14 protein-coding genes are annotated in these 15,131 nt (G+C 43.2%); 12 read left to right on the top strand and 2 right to left on the bottom strand.

The window, feature by feature from the left end; all coding sequences use genetic code 11:
• Positions 1-14 precede the first annotated feature (14 nt).
• The 12 genes from AC3WTL_RS07350 to AC3WTL_RS07295 all read left to right on the top strand — a co-directional run bounded on the left by AC3WTL_RS07350 (position 15) and on the right by AC3WTL_RS07295 (position 14,306).
• Positions 15-920, top strand: coding sequence for a helix-turn-helix domain-containing protein (locus tag AC3WTL_RS07350; protein ID WP_197214894.1), 906 nt, complete (start codon positions 15-17; stop codon positions 918-920).
• A gap of 513 nt (positions 921-1,433) precedes the next feature.
• On the top strand, positions 1,434-2,012 hold the full coding sequence (gene pgsA, locus AC3WTL_RS07345) for a CDP-diacylglycerol--glycerol-3-phosphate 3-phosphatidyltransferase (RefSeq protein WP_222496944.1): 579 nt from the start codon (positions 1,434-1,436) through the stop codon (positions 2,010-2,012).
• A 26-nt stretch (positions 2,013-2,038) separates the two neighbouring features.
• Positions 2,039-3,289: a competence/damage-inducible protein A gene (locus tag AC3WTL_RS07340; protein WP_222496943.1), complete on the top strand. Its 1,251-nt coding sequence runs from the start codon at positions 2,039-2,041 to the stop codon at positions 3,287-3,289.
• 273 nt (positions 3,290-3,562) lie between these two features.
• Positions 3,563-4,603, top strand: a complete 1,041-nt coding sequence (gene recA / locus AC3WTL_RS07335) for a recombinase RecA (protein ID WP_048008962.1) — start codon at positions 3,563-3,565, stop codon at positions 4,601-4,603.
• Between the two features lie 368 nt (positions 4,604-4,971).
• A complete protein-coding gene (gene rny / locus AC3WTL_RS07330) occupies positions 4,972-6,534 on the top strand; it encodes a ribonuclease Y (RefSeq protein WP_048008961.1) in 1,563 nt (520 codons plus the stop codon).
• A 129-nt stretch (positions 6,535-6,663) separates the two neighbouring features.
• Positions 6,664-7,461 (top strand): TIGR00282 family metallophosphoesterase, encoded by a 798-nt coding sequence (locus tag AC3WTL_RS07325; protein ID WP_163141658.1) that lies wholly within the window; start codon positions 6,664-6,666, stop codon positions 7,459-7,461.
• A 331-nt stretch (positions 7,462-7,792) separates the two neighbouring features.
• Entirely contained in the window at positions 7,793-8,053 is a 261-nt protein-coding gene (gene spoVS / locus AC3WTL_RS07320; RefSeq protein WP_009330666.1) for a stage V sporulation protein SpoVS, read from the top strand.
• A gap of 157 nt (positions 8,054-8,210) precedes the next feature.
• Positions 8,211-9,134 carry a dipeptidase gene (locus tag AC3WTL_RS07315; protein ID WP_492369264.1) on the top strand — a complete coding sequence of 308 codons (924 nt, stop codon included), beginning with the start codon at positions 8,211-8,213 and terminating at the stop codon, positions 9,132-9,134.
• A gap of 299 nt (positions 9,135-9,433) precedes the next feature.
• Positions 9,434-11,170, top strand: a complete 1,737-nt coding sequence (locus tag AC3WTL_RS07310; protein ID WP_222496941.1) for a 2-oxoacid:acceptor oxidoreductase subunit alpha — start codon at positions 9,434-9,436, stop codon at positions 11,168-11,170.
• Complete coding sequence (locus AC3WTL_RS07305; protein ID WP_492369263.1) at positions 11,171-12,037, top strand: 2-oxoacid:ferredoxin oxidoreductase subunit beta; 867 nt, start codon at positions 11,171-11,173, stop codon at positions 12,035-12,037.
• A gap of 293 nt (positions 12,038-12,330) precedes the next feature.
• Positions 12,331-13,881, top strand: coding sequence for a tRNA (N6-isopentenyl adenosine(37)-C2)-methylthiotransferase MiaB (gene miaB, locus AC3WTL_RS07300; RefSeq protein WP_197087614.1), 1,551 nt, complete (start codon positions 12,331-12,333; stop codon positions 13,879-13,881).
• Complete coding sequence (locus tag AC3WTL_RS07295; RefSeq protein WP_048008955.1) at positions 13,881-14,306, top strand: YlbF/YmcA family competence regulator; 426 nt, start codon at positions 13,881-13,883, stop codon at positions 14,304-14,306. Before miaB ends, AC3WTL_RS07295 begins: the two co-directional genes overlap by 1 nt.
• A 100-nt stretch (positions 14,307-14,406) precedes the next feature.
• Here the strand turns inward: AC3WTL_RS07295 and AC3WTL_RS07290 are convergent, their stop codons facing one another.
• Together AC3WTL_RS07290 and AC3WTL_RS07285 are read right to left on the bottom strand one after the other, a co-directional pair.
• A complete protein-coding gene (locus tag AC3WTL_RS07290; protein ID WP_048008954.1) occupies positions 14,407-14,757 on the bottom strand; it encodes a hypothetical protein in 351 nt (116 codons plus the stop codon).
• A 65-nt stretch (positions 14,758-14,822) separates the two neighbouring features.
• Positions 14,823-15,119 carry a hypothetical protein gene (locus AC3WTL_RS07285; RefSeq protein WP_048008953.1) on the bottom strand — a complete coding sequence of 99 codons (297 nt, stop codon included), beginning with the start codon at positions 15,117-15,119 and terminating at the stop codon, positions 14,823-14,825.
• Positions 15,120-15,131: the final 12 nt, after the last annotated feature.

Raw genomic sequence — 15,131 nt, 5'->3', positions numbered from 1 at the left:
GAAGGTGTTGTAAATTGACAGAACTAGGCAATCGATTAAAAGAAGCGCGGCTGGCTAAAGATATGAGCCTTGACGATCTGCAAAAGGTAACAAAAATACAAAAACGCTATTTGGTGGGAATTGAAGAGGGCGATTATAGCATGATGCCCGGAAAGTTTTATGTCAGGGCATTTATAAAACAGTATGCTGAAGCGGTTGGAATTGAACCGGAAGAAATTTTCGAACAGTATAAAGATGATATTCCGGCACAGGTGAATGATGATATTCCGGAAAAGCTATCGCGCGTTCAATCCAGGAAAGATCTTTCTGGCAGGACTTCAAAAGTATTCGATATTCTTCCAAAGGTTCTCATTGGTGTCTTCATTGTTGGCCTTATTGCAGTTCTATACAATTTTCTGGGGGCCAAAGATCAGGCGGACAATGAAGAGAAGCCATCTGATCTCACTGATGAACAGACGGTGATAGAAGAGTCCGAAAACCTTGCAGAAAGCAAAAAAGATGAATCAGCAGGAAAGAAAGAAGAATCTGCTGACAAAGATGCTGCTGAGGAAAATGACAAGGACCAAGAAGCCGAGGAAGAGCCAAAGCAGGAGGTTGCTGTGGTTCAATCCAGCGGAAATGGAACGGTTTATGAATTGAAAAATGCGGACAAGTTTGAACTGGAGGTTTTGTCTACAGGAGAAACTTGGGTGAATATTAAGAACGGCAAAGGAAATTCCCTCTTCCAGGGAATGCTGACTGCGGATGGCACGAAAAGCCAGAAGGTAGACTTTTCAAAGGAAACAGAAGCTTCCATTGTAGTCGGAAATTCGACTCAAACTGAAATCTATGTAAACGGCGAAAAAATTGAGTATAAAGTGCCGCCTTCACAATCCGTCAAGCAGGATATAACGATTAAGTACGCGCCGAAGACCGAATAGTCATCTTTAGATGACTATTTTCGCTTTTTATGTAAAAATTATCAGTAAAAGGATTGCAGCAAATGTCTTAGACTTTTTCTGCAAGAAGCTTCATTTATCGCAGTCTAACGGGCAGTAAGACCCCCACTTCAAGATTCAGTGGAATCAAAGGGGGATAAATGGGGGTCAAACTGCCCAATCTAGCTGCGGCTCCTAGGGGCTCGAGGTCATAAGCCAATCAGATGATGGGAAGAAAAGCACTCCCCACCATCTGCACGTCTTATGCTTGTCACCCCTGGGCAAGTCGCCTCGCTTTATAATGTTAAGGCCCGAAAAGAAGAACAAAGACTAAGAACGCCACATCCTTACAAAAGCTGCCGCTTTCGGTCGTGCGATGTATCGCTGCCGTAGAGCTTTCCTTGTCCTGTGGCAACGTCTTTGTAACCCACTTTCCGTGGGCCTCAACTAACAATCAGCGGGAGATAAAGCCCCCCACTGATTGAAGTTTCACTTTATTATACTTGGAGGTAAAACATGAATCTGCCAAATAAAATTACAGTGTCCCGTATCTTGCTGATACCGATATTTCTGCTCGTCATGCTCGTCCCTCTTTCATGGGGAAACGTAGAGTTATTAGGAGCTAAAATGCCCGTTACCCATCTGATTGGAGCTCTTATTTTTATTATTGCTTCGGTTACCGATTGGGTCGACGGCTACTTTGCCCGCAAGTACAATCTGGTTACAAACCTGGGCAAGTTTCTTGATCCGCTTGCAGACAAGCTTCTCGTCTCTGCAGCATTAATTGTGCTGGTTGATCTTAACCTTGCTCCATCGTGGATTGTCATTATTATAATCAGCCGGGAATTTGCTGTAACAGGTTTAAGGCTTGTTCTGGCAGGGGAAGGAGAAGTAGTCGCAGCTAATCAGCTTGGCAAAATTAAAACCTGGGCTCAGATTGTGGCCATTTCTGCACTGCTTTTACATAATATTATTTTTGAAATGGTATCAATCCGCTTTGATCTGATTGCCCTGTGGGTTGCGATGTTCTTTACAATATGGTCCGGCTGGGACTACTTTGCTAAAAACAAGCAGGCCTTCATAAACTCAAAATAATTACTTTACCCGGAGGGGGCTTTTGAATGAATGCTGAAATTATTGCTGTCGGGTCTGAGCTTTTGCTTGGACAAATCGTTAATACAAATGCCCGCTTTCTTTCCCGGCAGCTTGCTGAACTGGGCATTAACGTTTTTTACCATACAGTGGTTGGAGATAACCCAGAGCGCCTGAGATCGGTGATCAAAATAGCCGAAAGCCGTTCTGATTTGATCGTCTTCACGGGCGGCCTGGGACCGACAAAGGATGATTTAACAAAAGAAACGATTGCCCGCCATCTTGGCAAAGAGCTCGTCATGGACGAACAGGCGCTTGAATCTATACAGCTGTATTTTAAACGCACCAACAGAGAGATGACTGAGAATAATAAAAAACAGGCCCTGGTTCTTGAGGATGCACAGGTGCTTCCTAATGAGCATGGAATGGCACCAGGAATGATTGCCGATAGTGGCCGGCAAGTGTTCATGCTTCTTCCGGGGCCGCCAAACGAGATGGAGCCGATGTTCCTTAAACATGCCTTTCCAGCCCTGCAATCCAAGCTGGGAACCGAGGATGTAATTGTTTCCCGGGTGCTGCACTTCTTCGGGATTGGAGAAGCCATGCTGGAAACGGAGATTGAAGATATTATTGATGCTCAGAGCAATCCAACCATTGCCCCGCTTGCTTCTGATGGGGAAGTTACTCTGAGGGTCACAGCAAAGCATAGTCAGCCTAACACGGCCATGATGCTGATTAATGAAGCTGAATCTAAAATTCTGGAGCGTGTCGGCGAATACTTCTATGGCTATGATGATACTTCCCTGATGTATGAGCTCACCAAGCTGATTAAGGAGAGCAGCATGACTATTTCGGCAGCGGAGAGTTTAACAGGCGGCATGTTCCAGGAAGAGTTTACATCCATTCCGGGAGCCGGCGGACTTTTAAAGGGCGGAGTGGTCTGCTACACAAACGAAGTTAAGGCTGAAGTATTAAAAGTCCGCAAAGAAACGATTGATAACGACGGGGTCGTCAGTGCACAGTGTGCTGCCGAGCTTGCTGAGAATGTCGCAAGCCTTACAAATGCCGATATCGGTATCAGCTTCACAGGTGTTGCCGGTCCGGATGAATTGGAAGGCAACCCTGTCGGTACAGTATATATAGGCATTTGGATAAAAGGAAGGCCGGTGCAGACCGAAAAGCTGAACCTTGGAGGTACCAGGGCAGCCAATCGGGTTCGTACAGTAAAATACGGCTGCCATTTTCTTATTAAAGCATTAAAAGAAACTCAGAACGCTTAAAAATGCGTTCTGAGTTTTTAGTAGCCAAAAATAATAGACAGACTTCTTGCCGAAATGCGATTTCATCTACTGATTGACCCTTGAAAAACCTCACTTTCCCCGGCATTCTTGATATTTTCAGGCATAATGTGCAAGAGAAAAAAATCGAATGGATGTTCGACTTTTTGCTCGACAAATGGGCTGAAAAGGTTTATAGTAGAGTTAGGTTTTGAGATGAGACAAAACGAATCTAATCAAAAGACAGATTCGTCTATATAAAAGGAGGAACTATTAGTGAGTGATCGTCAAGCAGCTCTTGAAATGGCGTTAAAACAAATAGAAAAGCAATTTGGTAAAGGTTCTATCATGAAGCTCGGGGAACAGACTGACCGCAGAATTTCCACTGTACCAAGCGGATCTCTTGCGCTTGATGCAGCTCTTGGGGTAGGCGGCTATCCAAGAGGACGTATTATTGAAGTCTATGGACCGGAGAGCTCAGGTAAAACAACAGTAGCCCTGCATGCTATTGCAGAAGTTCAGGCAAGCGGCGGACAAGCAGCGTTTATCGATGCCGAACACGCCTTAGACCCTGTTTATGCACAAAAACTTGGTGTGAATATTGACGAACTTCTTCTTTCTCAGCCGGATACCGGGGAGCAGGCGCTTGAAATTGCAGAAGCCCTTGTTCGAAGCGGTGCTATTGATATTCTCGTAGTTGACTCTGTGGCAGCCCTTGTTCCCAAGGCTGAAATTGAAGGAGAAATGGGTGACTCCCATGTGGGTCTGCAGGCCCGCCTTATGTCACAGGCACTTCGTAAGCTATCAGGCGCAATCAACAAATCAAAGACAATCGCGATTTTCATTAACCAAATCCGTGAAAAAATCGGAATTATGTTTGGAAACCCTGAGACGACTCCAGGGGGACGCGCATTGAAATTCTACTCTTCCATCCGCCTTGAAGTGCGCCGTGCAGAAACTCTTAAACAAGGCAATGAAATGGTTGGTAATAAGACAAAGATTAAAATTGTCAAAAATAAAGTCGCTCCTCCATTCCGAGTGGCGGAAGTTGACATCATGTACGGTGAAGGAATCTCCAAGGAAGGTGAAATCATCGATCTTGGCTCTGAGCTGGATATTGTCCAAAAGAGCGGTTCATGGTACTCATTCAACGAGGAGCGCTTAGGCCAAGGCCGTGAAAACGCCAAGGTATTCCTAAAAGAAAATCCTGAAATCCGCCTGACTATCCAAAAACAAATCCGCGAACATTATGGACTTGATGAAGAAAAAGTAGCCAGTGGAGACGAAGGGCAGGAAGAATTCGAGCTGATCGATTAATACAAAGGAAAAGCAAAGTCCTGAGTGGCTTTGCTTTTTTTCTTCAAAAGTGTTCAAACCAATCGAAATATTAAGAAAAGCCCATAAGACAAACCCTTGACAATAAAATTCCACAGCTTTACAATTAAAAATGTATATTTTACATTTTATATGTAAAGAAATTCTTATTGAGTCAGACTCTGTCTGGCTCCAGGCTCCATTGGCATTTCATACGTTAATAAACTGCCAGCCGTCAGATGGATGCCCAGTGCTTTTTTAAGATTGAAACGTTTAAAAGCCTTAGTGCTGTATATTGAATTGGACAATGTACATGCCAACACTTTAAAAAACGTAACACAAACAAGTTCATAGCAAGAGGAGGTGAAATGATGGATCTAGTAACAGCAATCATCTCCATTTTGCTTGGCCTAATCGTCGGTGCTTTTGTTGGCTATTTTGTTCGCAAATCTATTGCCGAAGCTAAAATTGCAGGAGCTAAAGATGCTGCTGAGCAGATTTTGGAAGACGCAAAGCGAGAAGCTGAGGCTACGAAAAAGGAAGCCCTGCTTGAAGCGAAAGATGAAATTCACAAGCTCCGCACAGATGCGGAAAGTGAAGTTCGTGATCGAAGAAATGAACTGCAAAAACAAGAAAATCGCTTAATGCAAAAAGAAGAGAACCTTGATCGCAAAGATGAAACGTTAGATAAACGTGAAGCGCTTTTAGAAAAGAGGGACGATTCTCTTAGCAAAAGACAACAGCATATTGAAGAGATGGAAAGCAAAGTGGAAGATATGATTAAAGAGCAGCAAGCTGAGCTGGAACGCATCTCAGGCTTGACTCGTGAAGAGGCAAAGTCCATCATTTTAGAGCGCACTGAGCAGGAAGTGGCTCACGATGTCGCCATTATGGTAAAAGAGAGCGAGACCAGAGCGAAAGAGGACGCTGATAAGAAGGCGAAGGAAATCCTGTCACTGGCTATCCAAAGATGTGCAGCTGATCATGTAGCAGAAACTACTGTATCAGTTGTCAACCTGCCAAATGATGAGATGAAAGGGCGTATTATTGGCCGTGAAGGCCGTAATATCCGTACTCTGGAAACCTTGACCGGAATTGATCTTATTATCGATGATACGCCGGAAGCGGTTATTTTATCCGGCTTTGATCCAATTCGCCGTGAAACTGCACGCTTAGCTTTAGACAAATTGGTTCAGGACGGTCGCATCCATCCAGCTCGGATCGAGGAAATGGTCGATAAGGCCCGCCGTGAAGTGGATGAACACATCCGCGAAATCGGAGAGCAAACCACTTTTGAGGTTGGTGTTCACGGCCTGCATCCAGATTTAATCAAAATTCTTGGCCGATTAAAATTCCGTACAAGCTACGGCCAGAACGTGTTAAAGCATTCAATGGAAGTGGCTCAGCTTTCAGGGCTGCTGGCTGCCGAATTGGGACAGGACGAAACATTGGCACGCCGGGCAGGATTGCTTCATGATATCGGTAAAGCAATTGATCATGAAGTGGAAGGGAGCCATGTTGAAATCGGTGTGGAGCTTGCCACTAAGTATAAGGAGCATCCTGTTGTCATAAACAGTATCGCTTCCCACCATGGTGACACAGAGCCAACATCAATCATTGCCGTGCTTGTCGCTGCAGCTGATGCTTTATCAGCAGCAAGACCTGGAGCAAGAAGAGAGACGCTTGAGAACTATATTCGCCGTCTTGAAAAGCTTGAAGAGATTTCCGAATCCTATGATGGTGTTGAAAAATCATTCGCCATTCAAGCTGGACGCGAAATCCGCATTATGGTTAAGCCTGAACAAATTGATGACCTTGAAGCTCATCGTTTGGCAAGGGATATCCGTAAGAAGATTGAAGAAGAACTTGATTATCCAGGCCATATCAAGGTTACGGTTATCCGTGAAACGAGGGCCGTTGAATATGCAAAATAAAGCGATGCACATGCATCGCTTTATTTCTTTTTCAGGGTGTGCTTAAAATGGAAGCAGGAAACTGTGTTACACTAAGAATAAGAACTGAAAAAGCATACATATATCTTTATAAACAGAAAGGGATATGACATGAATATATTATTTGTCGGAGATGTGGTGGGATCCCAAGGCCGGGATATGATCACTGAATATGTACCGAAGCTTAAAGAAAAATACCGGCCGCATATCACTATTATTAATGGGGAAAATGCAGCAGGAGGAAAGGGAATTACGGAAAAGATTTATCGTGGATTTCTTGAGGCTGGTGCACAGGCGGTGACACTCGGGAATCATACATGGGATAACCGGGAAATTTTTGAATTTATTGACCGCGCTAAATATATGGTTCGTCCGGCTAATTTTCCTTCTAATAACCCTGGCAAAGGCATGGTTTTTTTGAAGTTTAATACAGAGGAAGTAGCAGTTATCAGCCTTCAGGGCAGAACTTTTATGAATACAAGTGACTGCCCTTTCCAAAAGGCAGATGAATTGATAAAAGAAGCCCGGGAAAGGACTCCATTTATTTTTGTTGATTTTCATGCAGAAGCAACAAGTGAAAAACAGGCCATGGGCTGGTATTTGGATGGAAAAGTATCAGCAGTCGTAGGTACGCACACCCACGTGCAGACAGCCGATAACCGCATTTTGCCTGGCGGGACGGCCTTTATGTCTGATGTGGGGATGACAGGGCCTTATGACGGTATCCTTGGTGTGGAAAAAGAAGCAGTGATCAAAAGGTTTATCTCAGGGCTCCCGGTTCGATTTGAAGTTCCGAAAGAAGGCAGGACCCAATTAAGCGCAGCGGTCATTGAACTGAATCCTAAAACAGGATTGGCTAAAAAAATTGACCGGATCCTAATTAATGATGACCATCCTTTTTACTCATAAACTGATAAAAGACTGCATCCGGATGGGCCGGATCGCAGTCTTTTTGTATTAGCAGAAACAAGACTTAAGGTGCGTTTTTCTTTGACAAGCAAAAATCAGTAAGAAAATCTGGCTGAAACCAAGCTTTTTTTGTCCAAGCCGGAATATGTGAATTCCAAGCTGAATATAGTAGCAATGGAATGATATATAGACCTGGTGCTAAATTCCATCAAAGCGGTTAGTGTATGAACGGAAAGAAATGGCCTGACTGAAGGCATTCGGCCATAACAGAAGGTTAAATCTACGCTTTGAGCAATGCATACAGGAGGGGTAAAACGAGGAGGAGCTAGGAATGGAAATATTAAAAGTTTCAGCAAAATCTAATCCTAATTCTGTAGCTGGTGCGCTTGCTGGAGTTCTTCGCGAAAGAGGAAATGCGGAAATCCAGGCAATTGGTGCGGGTGCATTGAACCAGGCTGTTAAGGCAGTAGCGATCGCAAGAGGATTCGTAGCGCCTAGCGGAGTGGATTTAATTTGTATCCCTGCATTCACGGATATCCTGATCGACGGCGAAGAACGGACGGCCATTAAGCTGATTGTGGAACCGCGTTAGCCCGAGAGCTTCAGAATGGGAAATCATCCTTTGTCATATGCATAAGTCAGTAAAAGATAGATTCTTACAAAAACAATAAAACCTGTTTGCGTTATAGGCAAACAGGTTCTTTTTTTAATAAGATAATGCTATGGAGAAAAAGAGGGAGGAAGAACGCTTGAAAATATTTGATGCACATTGTGATGTTCTATATAAAATGTTTATGGACAGAAGGATTGACTTTCAAAATTCAGGCAATCTTCAGGTGAATCTGGAAGCGCTTCAGGCATCAGACCTAAAGGTTCAGTGCTTTGCCATATATGTTCCGGAATCCGTCCATCCGGAAATGAAGTTCAACGCAGCCCTTTATATGGTCAATCTGTTTTACGAGAAAGTGCTTAAACCCAATTCGCAATTAAAGCTCATTAGAAGCACCCGGGACATAGACATGCTGAAGGGTGATGAGACAGGAGCGATGCTGACCTTGGAGGGTTGCGACGCAGTTGGCTGCGATCTGCTTAAATTGAAGACGCTTCTCAGGCTGGGAGTATCTTCAGTGGGATTAACCTGGAATTATGCAAACTGTGCAGCTGATGGAGCGCTTGAGGAGAGAGGGGCAGGCCTATCTTCTTTTGGCAAAGGGGTGGTGAATGAACTAAATGCCAGTAAAGCATGGTGCGATGTTTCCCATCTTTCTGAACGGGGCTTCTGGGATGTGATGGAATGGGCCGACTATCCTATTGCCACTCATTCAAACTGCTATACTTTGTGCCCGCATCCGCGCAATTTAACGAACGAACAGATTGAAGCGCTGATTGACAGGGACAGTGTGATGGGCATTACATTTGTGACTGAATTTTTATCAGGCAAACAATCAGCGGCAATTACTGATGTTCTCAGGCACCTGGAATATGTATGTTCACTGGGGGGAGAGAATCACGTCGGATTCGGTTCGGATTTTGATGGTACAGATGGGAAAGTTACAGATTTGGAAGATGCAAGAAAATACGATAACCTGAAAAATGAACTGTTAAAATATTATTCTGATATACAAGCTGAAAAATTTTTATTTCGAAATTTTTATAGCAGGTTTCCAAGGTGAAAATGTTGGAAAAACGATATATCAAGGTATGTGAGGAACCTCAAAAATCCACAATTAAATAATCTTTTTAGTATTTTTCAAAAAATAAAAAAATATTCATCTTTTAATCGATAAATATACGGAAAGGGTTGCTTTTTTAGACACATAGGTCTAGAATTGAAAGCGTTTAGTACCCATCCATCTTCCAGAATATAGCCTAAAATGCATGTTGAAATGGCGGAGTGACTGGACAAGTACTACTCTGATATAAATAAAGCGTTTTTACATATTTTCTTAACGTATCTAAAGGGGTGTAAGAGATGATCAATCAACTTTCATGGAAAGTTGGAGGACAGCAAGGGGAAGGTATTGAAAGTACCGGAGAGATTTTTTCCATTGCGCTAAATCGTTTAGGCTACTACCTGTACGGTTACCGCCACTTTTCATCACGAATTAAAGGCGGGCACACGAACAACAAGATTCGTGTCAGCACGTCACAAATCCGTTCTATATCAGACGATTTAGATATTCTGGTAGCTTTCGACCAGGAAACAATCGATTTAAACTACAAAGAACTTCACGATAAAGGGATCATGATTGCAGATGCGAAATTTGATCCTAAACAGCCAGAAGATACGAATGCAGTTTTGTTTGCAGTGCCTTTTACAGAGATTGCTACAGAGCTGGGAACATCCCTGATGAAAAACATGGTTGCTGTCGGTGCGACATGTGCAGTTCTAAATCTAGATATTAAAGTATTTGAAGAAGTAGTTCAAGAAATTTTTGGACGAAAGGGACAGCAGGTTGTCGATAAGAACATGGAAGCCATTCAGGCAGGCTTTGATTTCATGAAAGAAAAGCTTAGCGATGATGTGGAATTAATGGAGCTTGAAAAAGCTGACGGGCTGAAGCGTTTATTTATGATCGGAAACGATGCAATCGCTCTTGGTGCACTTGCAGGCGGCTGCCGCTTTATGGCTGCTTACCCAATCACACCTGCATCCGAAATTATGGAATACCTGATTAAAAAGCTTCCTGCGCTTGGCGGATCTGTTATCCAGACGGAAGATGAAATTGCCGCGGTTACAATGGCAATCGGTGCAAACTACGCTGGTGTCCGCTCACTTACAGCATCTGCCGGTCCTGGGCTTTCCCTTAAGATGGAAGCAATCGGCCTTTCAGGGATAACTGAAACACCTCTGGTTATCGTGGATACACAGCGTGGAGGCCCTTCCACAGGACTTCCGACAAAACAGGAGCAGTCTGATTTAATGGCAATGATTTACGGAACTCATGGCGAGATTCCAAAAATCGTCCTTGCTCCAAGCACTGTACAGGAAGCATTCTATGATACTGCTGAAGCTTTCAACCTAGCAGAAGAATACCAGTGCCCTGTTATAATCCTATCAGATTTGCAGCTTTCTCTTGGAAAACAGACAGTGGAGCCGCTTGATTTCAGTAAAGTTGAAATCCGCCGCGGAAAGCTTGTTACAGAAGAACTTCCTGAAATCGAAAACAAAGGTTACTTTAAGCGCTTTGAGGTTACAGAAGATGGAGTTTCTCCACGTGTAATTCCTGGCATGAAGAACGGAATCCACCATGTGACAGGTGTTGAGCATGATGAAACTGGAAAACCTTCAGAATCAGCTGCCAACCGCAACGCTCAAATGGATAAGCGTTTCCGTAAGGTTGAAAATATTAAATTCAATACACCTGTTCACAAGAATGCTCCACATGAAGAAGCGGACTTGCTGATCGTTGGCTTCAACTCTACTAGGGGCGCAATTGAGGAAGCTATGACCAGGCTTGAACAGGATGGCATTAAAGTAAACCATGCGCAAGTTCGCCTGATTCATCCTTTCCCAACTGATGAATTATTGCCGCTTGTAAAAACAGCTAAGAAAATCGCCGTAGTTGAAAACAATGCTACAGGACAATTAGCGAACATCATGAAGATGAACGTCGGACATGCTGAGAAAGTATATAAGCTATTAAAGTACGACGGAAATCCATTCTTGCCGCATGAAATTCACACAAAATGCAAGGAGTTGTTCTAAATGGCCACATTTAAAGACTTTCGAAATAATGTAAAACCAAACTGGTGCCCGGGCTGTGGAGACTTCTCCGTGCAGGCTGCGATTCAGCGTGCGGCAGCAAATGTTGGTTTAGAGCCTGAGAACTTAGCTGTCGTATCAGGCATCGGCTGTTCCGGACGTATTTCCGGTTATATTAATTCTTATGGTTTCCACGGCATTCATGGACGTTCACTTCCGATCGCCCAGGGTGTTAAAATGGCTAACCGCGATTTAACAGTTATCGCCTCCGGTGGTGACGGAGATGGCTTCGCGATCGGTATGGGCCATACGATCCATGCGATCCGCCGTAATGTGAACATCACTTATATCGTAATGGATAACCAAATTTATGGTTTAACAAAAGGACAGACTTCACCTCGCTCTGCGGCTGGCTTTAAAACTAAGTCCACTCCGCAAGGTTCAATAGAACAGGCGATTTCTCCAATGGAAATGGCATTAACAGCTGGTGCGACCTTCGTGGCGCAGAGCTTCTCAACCGACCTTAAAGATCTGACTGCGTTAATCGAGGCAGGAATCAAGCATGATGGCTTCTCTTTAATTAACGTGTTCAGCCCATGTGTTACATACAACAAAGTAAACACATATGACTGGTTTAAAGAAAACCTGACAAAGCTTAGCGATGTGGAAGGTTATGATCATTCAAGCCGCGAAATGGCTATGCAGACTCTTATGAAGCACAGCGGTCTTGTAACTGGCCTAATCTATCAGGACACTGAGCGAAAGTCATATCAGGAGCTGCTTTCAGGTTACTCTGAAACTCCATTATCCCAAGCGGATCTTCAACTTGATCGAGATCACTTTGATAAACTTGCAGCTGAATTTATGTAATAGACCAGAAGCTCGGGGCACCCGGGCTTCTTTTTTTGAGTCTAATGTGACACTTATCACACACAAAATACTATATTTAGTCTAGTATTAGTGATTGTGCAGGATTGAAAATATCCCTGATCGTACATACAAGTAATAGCTGCTGATAAGAGGCTGAGTGCGGTTTTCTATTGTTTTAACTATCAGAAACCCTTATACTATAATAATGTGCACATGTATATTGCACAGCATGATATTACTGTAAAATGAGTTTTAATGATAGATGCTGCTCAGGAGAAAGAGAAAGGGGATAAATGATGAACGAAAAACAACGTTTAGAAAGCCAGCAAGTGCAAACAGCAAATCCTTCGGACAAAAAATCCGTAAAAGATTACAGCAAATACTTTGAAACTGTTTACACTGCACCTTCCTTAAAGGAAGCGAAAAAACGCGGAAAAGAAGAAGTAAAATATCATAAAGATTTTAACATCCCTGAAGAGTTTCATGGCATGGGAAATGGCCGCAAATTCTATATCCGCACATACGGCTGCCAGATGAACGAGCATGATACCGAAGTAATGGCCGGCATTTTTCTTGGTCTTGGCTATGAGCCAACAGACTCAGTGGAAGATGCGAATGTCATTTTGCTTAATACATGTGCCATCCGGGAAAATGCCGAGAATAAAGTGTTTGGAGAACTTGGCCATCTTAAACATTTAAAAAAAGAAAAACCCGATCTTCTGATTGGGGTCTGCGGATGTATGTCCCAGGAAGAATCGGTTGTTAATAAAATTCTTAAAACATATAACCAGGTAGATATGATTTTTGGAACACACAACATCCACCGTCTTCCTAACATTCTTCAAGAAGCCTATATGTCAAAGGAAATGGTTATTGAAGTATGGTCTAAGGAAGGGGATGTAATTGAAAACCTTCCAAAAGTGCGCCGCGGCAATATTAAAGCATGGGTTAACATTATGTACGGCTGTGATAAATTCTGCACTTACTGCATTGTTCCTTATACACGCGGAAAAGAGCGGAGCAGACGTCCTGAGGACATTATTCAGGAAGTTCGCCAGTTAGCGGCACAGGGCTATCAGGAAATTACCCTACTTGGGCAAAACGTAAACGCATACGGAAAAGATTTTGAGGATATGAAATATGGCCTTGGCGATTTGATGGATGAAATGCGCAAAATCGATATTCCACGCGTACGTTTTACAACCAGCCATCCGCGCGACTTTGATGATCATCTGATTGAAGTGCTTGCGAAAGGCGGAAATCTGGTAGAACACATTCACCTTCCGGTTCAATCCGGTTCTACGGATGTCCTGAAAATCATGGCACGTAAATATACAAGAGAACAATACCTGGAGCTGGTTCGCAAGATAAAAGCGGCTATTCCAGGGGCAACTTTCACAACTGATATCATTGTTGGCTATCCTAATGAGACAGAAGAGCAATTTGAAGAAACAATTTCCCTATACAGGGAGGTAGGCTTCGAAGCTGCTTATACGTTCATTTACTCACCTCGTGAAGGTACACCAGCTGCCAAAATGGTGGATAATGTACCAATGGAAGTAAAGAAAGAGCGCCTTCAGCGTCTAAATGCAGTTGTAAATGAATTATCGGCAGAGGCAATGAAACAATATAAAGGCCAAACTGTCGAAGTTCTTGTGGAAGGGGAAAGCAAGAACAATCCTGAAATTCTTGCAGGATACACAAGAAAGAACAAGCTTGTAAACTTTAAGGGGCCAAAAACAGCGATCGGCAAAATTGTAAAAGTAAAAGTAACTGATGCAAAGACATGGTCCCTAAACGGAGAAATGGTTGAAGAACTAGATGCGGTCGAGGTGAATCAGTAATGGCTAAATACACAAAGAACGAGATTGTTGAACGTGCGAAGGATTTGGCACGCATGATTGCAGAGACAGAAGAAGTGGATTTCTTCAAACGTGCAGAAGCACAGATTAATGATAATGAAAAGGTTAGTGCTACCATTACAGCCATCAAAGGCTTGCAAAAGCAGGCTGTTAATCTTCAGCATTATGGAAAAGCTGAAGCATTAAAGAAGACGGAAGAAAAAATAGCCAAATTGGAGCAGCAGCTGGACGAGATTCCTGTAGTACAGGAATTCAAGCAATCCCAGGTGGATGTTAATGAATTGCTGCAAATAGTGGCAAATACGATTTCCAACACAGTAACAGACGAAGTCATTACTACTACAGGCGGAGATTTGCTGAGCGGCGAAACGGGTTCAAAGATCAAGAACAGCAGCTGTTCACATTAATTACAGATACCGAAACACCCTGCACAGAAAGTGCAGGGTGTTTTTTACGCTCTATATTTAAGGGAGGAATTGGTATTGGCCATGGGTTGTGGGGGGCCATTTATTGGTTTCGCAATAGTTCTACTGCTTTTAAAAATTCTTTTCTATACTCCTGCTGTTCAATAATCGCAGCATTTAATGTCGACAGCAAGGATTGATTGAGCATGTTGGTTCCTGCATCATCAGACTTTTTGTCCAAAAAGTTAAGAAGGAAAGTATATACAAGGAGCAATGTCGAGTAATTATCTACATATGTGAGATTAATAGCCCGTCCGCCCTTTCCGCCGGCAGCATGGTTATTGATGGACGGTATTCCGGCTTCCGCAGCCATATCAATAAACTCCTTTGGAATACCCAGCTGCTTGAGGACTTCCGGATCCAGATCCAGCTTTTGTATATTTTGACTTAGCATGGTACTCCCTCCCTTCTTTTTGGACATTTTAAGACTCTGCATAGAAAAATGGCTTTATTTTTATATTACGCCTTATTGCTTTGCTGCTGAGTTGTAGTGTTTACAGAAATAGCTGTGGAGTCTCCTCCATTTGCAATATTGTATTGAGCGGAAAGAATCGGAATGTTGATTAGTGCAGCATTGACAGCAAATCCGCCTCCTGAAATCGGCAATTGACCGTTCAGGTTTGTTTGCGGAAGATTGGCTTGTGCAGCGAAAGTAAAAGCTTCAGCTTCGTTGCCGCTGTCTGCTCCATTTACTGCTCCTCCGCTTGGCAATACACTATTGTCATTTTCGTAATCGTCATAGCATCCTGATAGCATGGTTTTCACCTC

Source organism: Cytobacillus sp. EB106-05-05-XG126 (assembly GCF_058791715.1).
The sequence above is the reverse complement of the archived record's forward strand: the minus strand, read 5'-3'. Positions and strand labels throughout refer to the sequence as shown.